Origin of the sequence: Roseicyclus sp., assembly GCF_052168335.1 — a bacterium.
In the GTDB taxonomy this organism is placed as follows: domain Bacteria; phylum Pseudomonadota; class Alphaproteobacteria; order Rhodobacterales; family Rhodobacteraceae; genus Roseibacterium.
In genome coordinates, this window is record NZ_JBQLZP010000560.1 from 1 (window position 1) to 7,629 (window position 7,629).

Genomic DNA, 7,629 nt, shown 5'->3' on the forward strand with positions numbered 1-7,629 from the left:
CGGCCTCGTCGCCGACCTCTTCCAGGCGGTGCCGGAGCTGACCGAGAAGCTCTGAGACGAGGGGTCCGTCCCGGCCGTCCCGTGGACGGACCGCCCTTCAGGAGGCTTCCATTCGCTTGAGCAGCGTCGCGCAGGCCGCGGCGTGTGCGCCCGGACCGGGCAGCATCCGCGCCGCGTTCTCCTCCCGCGCCGCGAAGAACATGCCGCGCAGGCGCGACTTCGGCTCGGGCGCCGGATCGGTCACGATGCTGAGCGAAGCCGCCGATTTCGCGACCTCCATGAGGAGGTCGCGCGTCACGAAAAGCGGCTCCGGCCCGAGGCCGGTCTCGGGCTCCGCCGTCCCGGGCTCGCGGCGCGAGAGCCACAGGAGATGAACCGGCACCCGCGCCTCGGACAGGAACCGCATCATTCGCCCGCGCCAGGCGAGCTGAAGCTCGTGGCGGAGGATCGCGAAGCGGTCCGGCGACAGCGCCTTGAGGTGGCTGAGCAGGTGGCGCGTGAAGTGGAACTCGGTGAAATCCACGTCGCGATAGACCGTCTGCAGGATGGCATCCGCCCGAACGAAGCGGTCGTTGCGGCGCGGATGGACGCAGTAGTACCGGTTGCTCATGTTCGCGGCGCCCGGCACCTGCAGCACGATCGCGCTCGCCGTTTCGGCGGCGGCGAGGATCGCCGGATCGCCGAGCGCCACGTCCAGCCCCGCATGGGCGACGCCCATGTTGCAGACCGGGCGCCCGAGGCGCGCGGCGAGCTGCTCGGGATACGGCGTCGGAATGAAGCGGCCGAAGGTCTCCGTTCCGCCGATGCAGAGCACATGGGGTCGCGCGAAGTCCGTCGCCGGTCCGCGGAAGCGCAGCGCCGAGCCCGGATAGGTCACCGGCTGATAGTCGAGGGCCATCGCCCTGCGTTTCTCGAAGCTCATCCTCTTGGTCCGCCTCGCTGACGATTCACCCGCGCACCATCTTCCCACCGCGTCCTTTCCAGGCCCCTAACCTTCTGCTTTTCCGAAAATTCCACGCAGTCCGGGGCAGGCGCCGCGCGTCGCCTTGGCGCGGCGGCGGCGCTTGTGCCGGCCGCGCCTGCGCGCCTATTGTTCCGCGGGCGCAGACCGGGCGTGGAGAAGGCGAACATGGAAATCAGGACGATCGGCATCGTCGGCGCGGGGCAGATGGGCAACGGGATCGCGCATGTCTGCGCGCTCGCGGGCTACGACGTGATGATGAGCGACATCAGCCAGCAGGCCCTCGACCAGGCGATGGACCTGATCGACCGGAACCTCGGGCGCCAGGTCGGCCGCGGCAAGATCTCGGAGGCCGACAAGGACGCGGCGCTGGCACGGATCCGCACCACGCTGAAGCTGCCCGACCTCGGCGCCTCGGACCTCATCATCGAGGCCGCGACCGAGCGCGAGACGGTGAAGACCGCGATCTTCGAGGATCTGCTGCCGCACCTGAAGCCCGAGACGATCCTGACCTCCAACACCTCGTCCATCTCGATCACGCGGCTCGCCAGCCGCACGGACCGGCCCGAGAAGTTCATGGGGTTCCACTTCATGAACCCGGTGCCGGTGATGCAGCTCGTCGAGCTGATCCGCGGCATCGCGACGGACGAGCCGACCTTCGCCGCCTGCAAGTCCGTGGTGGACCGGCTTGGCAAGACCGCAGCCACGGCCGAGGACTTTCCCGCCTTCATCGTGAACCGCATCCTGATGCCGATGATCAACGAGGCGGTCTACACGCTCTACGAGGGCGTGGGCTCGGTCCTGTCGATCGACCAGTCGATGAAGCTCGGCGCGAACCACCCGATGGGGCCGCTCGAGCTCGCCGATTTCATCGGGCTCGACACCTGCCTCGCCATCATGAACGTGCTGCACGACGGCCTCGCGGACACCAAGTACCGGCCCTGCCCGCTCCTGACGAAGTATGTCGAGGCCGGCTGGCTTGGTCGCAAGACGCAGCGCGGCTTCTACGACTACCGGGGCGAGACGCCCGTCCCGACACGCTGACGCCGGCGCAGACCGGAACTCCGACGCAGACCGGAACCCCGACGCAGACCGGCCTCCGGGCAGGAGGAGGGGCGCGACGGTTGCGCCGGGGCGTTGCCCCGACGGGTCTTCCCGGGCGACGGCGGCCTCGGGCCCGGCCGCCATCACCGCGGTAGCTCCTGCGCCTTACGCACTTCGCGCCCTTTGTCCTGTCAGGCGATATTGCGGAGCTTGGACGTGACGTTCGCCTCCGCGCCACCGGTCTGAAAGGCGTCGAACGGCCTGGCAAGGTTGTCTGCCGCGACCTGCACGGATTCGCAGCTGTCGGCGACGCGCGAGGCGATGGCGGCGTTGGTCTGGGTGACGGTGTCGATGGAGTCGAGCGCCTTCTTCACCTCCTCGATCGACATGAACTGATCGCGTGCGATGGTCGCTGCGGCCTCGATCTCCTTCGAGACGGTGTTCGCACTGTCGCGGATTCGTTCGAGCGTCTCGCGCGTCTGGCCGAACAGGAGGGAGCCTTCGTCGACATAGCCGCTCGACCGGCCGATCTTGCTTCGGATCGTCTCGGTCAGTTCGGCGGCCCGCTTGGCGAGCGAGGATACCTCGGTCGCGACGACGGCGAAGCCCTTGCCCGCCTCGCCCGCACGTGCCGCCTCGACCGAGGCGTTGAGGGCAAGGAGATTGGTCTGGAAACTGATTTCCTCGATGTCGGTCGTGATCCGCGTGATCTCGCCGAAGCCGGCCTTGATCCGGTCCATGGCGCCGGATGCGTGGGAGGCCGCTTCGAGCCCGCTCTCGGCCTCGCCCGTGTTGCCGCGGCTCGCCTCGATCGCGCGCTGGAAGCCCGCCATGTTCTCGCGCACGGATTCGGCCAGAGCCGTGACGGCGGCGTTCGACTGCTCGACCGCGGCGGCCTGCCCCTGGCTGCGATGGCTGAGGTCATCCGCGAGGTCGGACACCTGCTTCGTCAGGCTGCGGACCTCCGTGGCGTTCAGGCGCACGCCCTCGAAGACGGTTTCGATCCGCTCCCCCATCGCGTTCAGGGCGACGCACTGCACCTCGAACAATTCCGGGAAGGGAAGGTCCACCCGCGCGGAAAGCCGCCCCTTGGCATAGTCCGCGATGACTGCGCCGAGCCTGTCGGAGGCGGCGACGCGGGCGATGTCCTTCGCCGTCGCGTATTCGTGGGAGATCGTGTCGATGTCGATCATGATCGCGCGCATGGCCGGCACCAGGAGGTTCGCGTGCAGCGGCCTGCGGCTGAAGCGCGGCCTCGCCGCGAGCAGCGAGTCCAGGATGAGGCGCGCCGCCTGCGAATACATGGACATGAAGTACATGCCCGGCAGTCCGATGCGGAAATGGACCCCGCCCACCCGGGCAGCGGACGCGAGGTAGTCCTCGTCGAAACGCGACGTGAAGAGCTTTTCCCAATGGGCGATCTGCTTGCGCTTGGCCGAGACCATCTGCGCCTCGCTGTCGAAGAAGCCGCGCAGCTGGGAATCGTTCTTCACCGAGGCGTAGAAGTCGTCGAGCATTCCGTCGAGCGATGGCGCCACCAGGCGCCAGACCTCGGCCAGGTCTGCCAGGAAGGCGTCGTCCACGAAGAAACGCCGGTGAATCTCGCGCTGTATGTCCATTGCCTCTGACCCTGGTGCCAAGCTGTCCAGGCGAGGGTCTAAAGGCACTTCGTTGCGATCCCCTTAAGTGCGGGGAGGCCCATCGGGGGCGTCGCGCAGGGCGAGCGTCCGGGCCCTGAGCCAGGCCATGAACTCGCGCGGCCTGCCGATGCGGTCCTCCCATTCGGAGGGCGGGATCGGCGGGCCGATGATCGGGGCCTGCGGCTTGTCGAAGCTGTGAACGACTTCGTGGATCAGCAGCCCCTGCCGGAGCACGGGCGAGATCCGGTTGGCGATCTGGTACCAGCGCGAGTTCGAGCCGGTGAAGAAGCACGGCACGATGGTCGCGCCCGAGGTGCGGATCATCTTCGCGGTGAAGACGTTCCACTCCCCCTCGATGGCGGGACCGAACATCGTCTCGGACGCGGCGACGGCGCCCGAGGGGAACAGCGCGATGAGGCCGCCGTCCTTCAGGTGGTCCATCGCCTCGGCCCGCATGGCGAGCATCTTCTCCTGCGCATCGGGCTCGTGCGGGAAGGGCACCGGGATCATGAAGCTCGCCGCGCTCTCGTCGAGGCCGGTCAGCAGCGCGCGCGTCAGGATCCGGTAGTCGGGCCGGCGCCGCCCGATCAGATCGGCGAGGATCATTCCATCGACCAGGCCGTGAGGATGGTTGGCCACGAAGACGACGGGTCCCTCGGCGGGAATCCGGTCGAGCTGGTGCTGCGGGGTCTGCAGCTCGATCCCCATGACGCGCATGGTGGCGGGCCAGAAGTCCTGCCCCTTGACCTCGCCCATGCGCTCGAACTGGCGCACCCGGCGGATGATGGTGATCTTCCCGGTCAGCCACTCGATCGTCTTGATCGTGCCGCGCAGCCAGGGGTTGGGAAATGTGTTCGCATAGGTCAGCGACCGCCGGTCGTAGACGCGCTGCGGCCCGGTCTGGACCAGGGCCGGCCTCCTGGCCGAGATATTCCGATGGCTGGTGTCGGTCACGCGCCTTCGTTCCATCCCCTGGGTCCCGGACGCGCGCCGCGTCTCAGGCTTCCTCGCCGAAGCGGGCGGCGACGAGGGCCTCGAGCGCGTCGGCCAGGGTCTGCGCCTCCGGACCCCGTGTCTCGACTTCAATAGTGGTTCCCATGGAGGCTGCCAACATCAAAAGCCCCATGATCGAGTCGCCGGCGGCACTCAGCCCGTCGCGCATGACGTTGGCCTCCGCGTCATGCGCCTCGACGACCTCGACGAAGCGGGCGGCGGCGCGGGCGTGCAGGCCCTTGACGTTGACGATCTCGAGCGTGCGCCCGACACGTTCGCCGTCGCTCATTCCGGGCCTCCGTCGAAGCTGTTGATGTAGCGCCTGCCGGCCTCCGCCGCGCGCGAGACGGCCTCCTCCACGTCGAGGTGGCGGCATTTGGCGAGCTTGATCATCATGGGGAGGTTCACGCCGGTCAGGATGCGGCGGTTCGAGGGGCGGCAGGCGCGCAGGCTGAGGTTCGAGGGCGAGCCGCCGTACATGTCGGTCACGACCACCACGCCGCTGCCATCGTCCACGGAGTCCGCCGCCTCGCAGATCTCGGCGGTCCGGGCGGCGCGGTCGTCCTCGGCGCCGACGGGGATCGCGATCATCGCGGGCTGCGGGCCCACCACGTGTTCCGTGGCACGCTTCAGCTCGGCGGCGAGCCCGCCGTGGGCGACGATGACGATGCCGATCACCTTGCCGAGCCCTTCGATCCCCTCGTGCCAGTTGCCCGCGCCGCCTGCCTCAGGCCGGGCCCTGGGTGTCCCCGGCCGTTGCCGGGGCGCGCCGCTGTTCCACTTCCCTGTGCCTCTTAGACACCTGCCATCCGGCCTCCGCAAGGTCGTTGGCGACCTTTTCGGCCAGCGCGACCGACCTGTGCTGCCCTCCGGTGCAGCCGAAGGCGACCGTCAGGTGGCTCTTGCCCTCGTCGCGGAAGGCGGGGAGCAGGAGGTCCAGCATCTCCCGGATCTGCGCCTCGAAGGGCGCGAGGCGCGGGTCCGCGGCGATGTGCGCGCGGACGGCCGCGTCGCGTCCGTCGAGTGGGCGGAGGGTCGGCTCCCAGTGCGGATTGCGCAGGAAGCGGCAGTCGAAGACGAGGTCCGCGCCGGTCGGCAGCCCGCGCCGGTAGGAGAAGGACATGACCGTGATCGAGAGGCCTGCGGCGCCGCCGGGCGCGAAGAGGCGCCCGATCTCGGCCCTCAGTTCGTGCGGCGTCAGCGTCGAGGTGTCCACCAGCACCGACGCCCGGTGGCGCAGCGGGCCGAGAAGGTCGAGTTCCCGCGCGATGCCGTTGGCCGGATCGTCGTCCGGGGCGAGCGGGTGGCGGCGGCGCGTCTCGGAATAGCGGCGCTGGAGCGTGTGCGCATCGCAGTCGAGGTAGAGCAGATCGACCTCGAAGCCCGGCCGCGCGGCCAGCCGCTCGACCTCGGCCACGAGGCGCCTCGCCGAGAAGTCGCGGTTCCGCGCATCGGTGCCGAGGGCCATGGGCCGCTCGGGCGGGTCGCCCTCGAGAAGGCGCGGCAGGAGGCTGAGCGGCAGGTTGTCGATCGCCTCGAAGCCGAGGTCCTCGAGCGCGTTGATGGCGGTCGTGCGTCCCGCGCCGGAGGGGCCGGTGACGAAGACGACCCGCGCCGGACGATCGGGGGCGGCGTCTGCCTCCCGCCCGTCGCTCATGGCTCGGCCCGCCCGTGGCGCAGCATGTGGACGACGGCGGTGGCGAGCGCTGGATGGCCCGCGCCGTGGATGAGCGGCACTGCGGCGCCGCCCGCGCTGACCGTGCGGCGGGGCGGCAGGCGGTCCGCTTCCGCGGCGTCGAGGTCGATGGCGAGGGCGAGCGGCGCCCGGCCGCAGACGTGTCCCGCCCGGAGAAGGCCGATGCCCCGGCTCTCGATCATGTCCGTGGCTGCGTCGGGCCGCTCGAGGAACGGCGTGTCGCCCACATCGACCCAGATCGCATCGTCGCAGATCAGCGCCGCGCCGCGCGCCATCAGTTCGAGTGCGAGGGTCGACTTGCCGCTGCCGGTGCGACCCCGGATCAGGACGCCCTGCCCCTCCACGGCGACGCCGGTGGCATGGAGCTGCAACCTGTCCGCGCTGCGGGTGGCCGCCCAGTCCGACAGCGCGACAGGCTGCGCGGCGTCCAAGGCACGCGCCCCGGTCAGATCGGCAGGCCGACGACGAAACGGGCGCCGAGCGGTTCGGAGACCACGTCGAGGTCGGTCGGACGGATGTTCTCGGCCCAGATGACGCCGCCATGCGCCTCGACGATCTGCTTGGAGATGGCGAGGCCGAGGCCGGAATGGTTGCCGAACTGTTTCACCGGCCGCTCCGAGTAGAACCGGTTGAACACCTTGGTCAGCGCCTCCTCCGGGATGCCGGGGCCGGTATCCTCGACGACCACCAGCACGCGGTTCTCGCGGCGGCGGGTCCAGAGGCGGACGGCGTCGCCCTCCTCGCAGAAGGAGATGGCGTTCGACAGGAGGTTGACGAAGACCTGCGCCAGCCGCCCCTCGAGGCCCGAGATGCGGATCGGCTCGGGCGGCAGGTCGGTGATGAAGTCGACGCCCTTCTTTGCGGCCTCCTCGCCGTGATACTGCGAGAGGTTCTGCAGCATCTTCACGAGGTCGAATTCCTCCTCCTCCTCCTTCACCAGTTCGCTGTCGAGGCGGGAGGCGTTGGAGATGTCGGAGACCAGCCGGTCGAGGCGGCGCACGTCGTGCTCGATCACCTCGAGCAGGCGGTTCCTCTGCTCGTCGGTGCGGGCGACGCGCATGGTGCCGACGGCCGAGCGGAGCGAAGCGAGCGGGTTCTTGATCTCGTGGCTCACGTCCGCGGCGAACTGCTCGTTGGCGTCGATCCGGTCGTAGAGCGCCGAGACCATGCCGCGGAGCGCGCCCGAGAGCCGCCCGATCTCGTCCGGCCGCCCGGTGAGGTCCGGGATGCGCACGCGCGTCGGGCTCATCTTGCGGGCGTTCTTGTCGCGGCCGAGCTCGGCCGCGGCGGCGAGG

General features: G+C 69.6%; 9 protein-coding genes. 1 reads left to right on the plus strand and 8 read right to left on the minus strand.

The features are described 5' to 3' along the window. Positions 1-97: 97 nt before the first annotated feature. Positions 98-922: a DUF6473 family protein gene (locus tag ACTS11_RS17070; RefSeq protein ID WP_442641496.1), complete on the minus strand. Its 825-nt coding sequence runs from the start codon at positions 920-922 to the stop codon at positions 98-100. Between the two features lie 207 nt (positions 923-1,129). On the opposite strand from ACTS11_RS17070, the gene ACTS11_RS17075 reads away from it, so the two are divergent. Beyond that, positions 1,130-2,005 carry a 3-hydroxybutyryl-CoA dehydrogenase gene (locus ACTS11_RS17075; protein WP_442641497.1) on the plus strand — a complete coding sequence of 292 codons (876 nt, stop codon included), beginning with the start codon at positions 1,130-1,132 and terminating at the stop codon, positions 2,003-2,005. Between the two features lie 191 nt (positions 2,006-2,196). Here the strand turns inward: ACTS11_RS17075 and ACTS11_RS17080 are convergent, their stop codons facing one another. The 7 genes from ACTS11_RS17080 to ACTS11_RS17110 all read right to left on the minus strand — a co-directional run. Further along, a complete protein-coding gene (locus ACTS11_RS17080) occupies positions 2,197-3,624 on the minus strand; it encodes a methyl-accepting chemotaxis protein (protein ID WP_442641498.1) in 1,428 nt (475 codons plus the stop codon). 63 nt (positions 3,625-3,687) lie between these two features. Next, entirely contained in the window at positions 3,688-4,599 is a 912-nt protein-coding gene (locus tag ACTS11_RS17085; protein WP_442641499.1) for a lysophospholipid acyltransferase family protein, read from the minus strand. A gap of 43 nt (positions 4,600-4,642) precedes the next feature. Continuing rightward, positions 4,643-4,927: an HPr family phosphocarrier protein gene (locus tag ACTS11_RS17090; protein WP_442641500.1), complete on the minus strand. Its 285-nt coding sequence runs from the start codon at positions 4,925-4,927 to the stop codon at positions 4,643-4,645. Then, positions 4,924-5,316 carry a PTS sugar transporter subunit IIA gene (locus ACTS11_RS17095; RefSeq protein ID WP_442641501.1) on the minus strand — a complete coding sequence of 131 codons (393 nt, stop codon included), beginning with the start codon at positions 5,314-5,316 and terminating at the stop codon, positions 4,924-4,926. The genes ACTS11_RS17090 and ACTS11_RS17095 overlap by 4 nt, the downstream gene beginning before the upstream one ends. Positions 5,317-5,365: 49 nt before the next feature. After that, entirely contained in the window at positions 5,366-6,295 is a 930-nt protein-coding gene (rapZ, locus tag ACTS11_RS17100) for an RNase adapter RapZ (protein WP_442641502.1), read from the minus strand. Then, a complete protein-coding gene (locus ACTS11_RS17105) occupies positions 6,292-6,765 on the minus strand; it encodes an HPr kinase/phosphorylase (RefSeq protein ID WP_442641503.1) in 474 nt (157 codons plus the stop codon). Before ACTS11_RS17105 ends, rapZ begins: the two co-directional genes overlap by 4 nt. A 14-nt stretch (positions 6,766-6,779) precedes the next feature. Further along, positions 6,780-7,629: sensor histidine kinase (locus tag ACTS11_RS17110; RefSeq protein WP_442641504.1), on the minus strand; the 850-nt coding region annotated here is incomplete at its 5' end.

Bases quoted from the DNA above. Each gene is read 5' to 3' on its own strand.
- ACTS11_RS17070 (WP_442641496.1), bottom strand. From the start codon at position 922: ATGAGCTTCGAGAAACGCAGGGCGATGGCCCTCGACTATCAGCCGGTG.
- ACTS11_RS17075 (WP_442641497.1), top strand. From the start codon at position 1,130: ATGGAAATCAGGACGATCGGCATCGTCGGCGCGGGGCAGATGGGCAAC.
- ACTS11_RS17080 (WP_442641498.1), bottom strand. From the start codon at position 3,624: ATGGACATACAGCGCGAGATTCACCGGCGTTTCTTCGTGGACGACGCC.
- ACTS11_RS17090 (WP_442641500.1), bottom strand. From the start codon at position 4,927: ATGAGCGACGGCGAACGTGTCGGGCGCACGCTCGAGATCGTCAACGTC.
- rapZ (WP_442641502.1), bottom strand. From the start codon at position 6,295: ATGAGCGACGGGCGGGAGGCAGACGCCGCCCCCGATCGTCCGGCGCGG.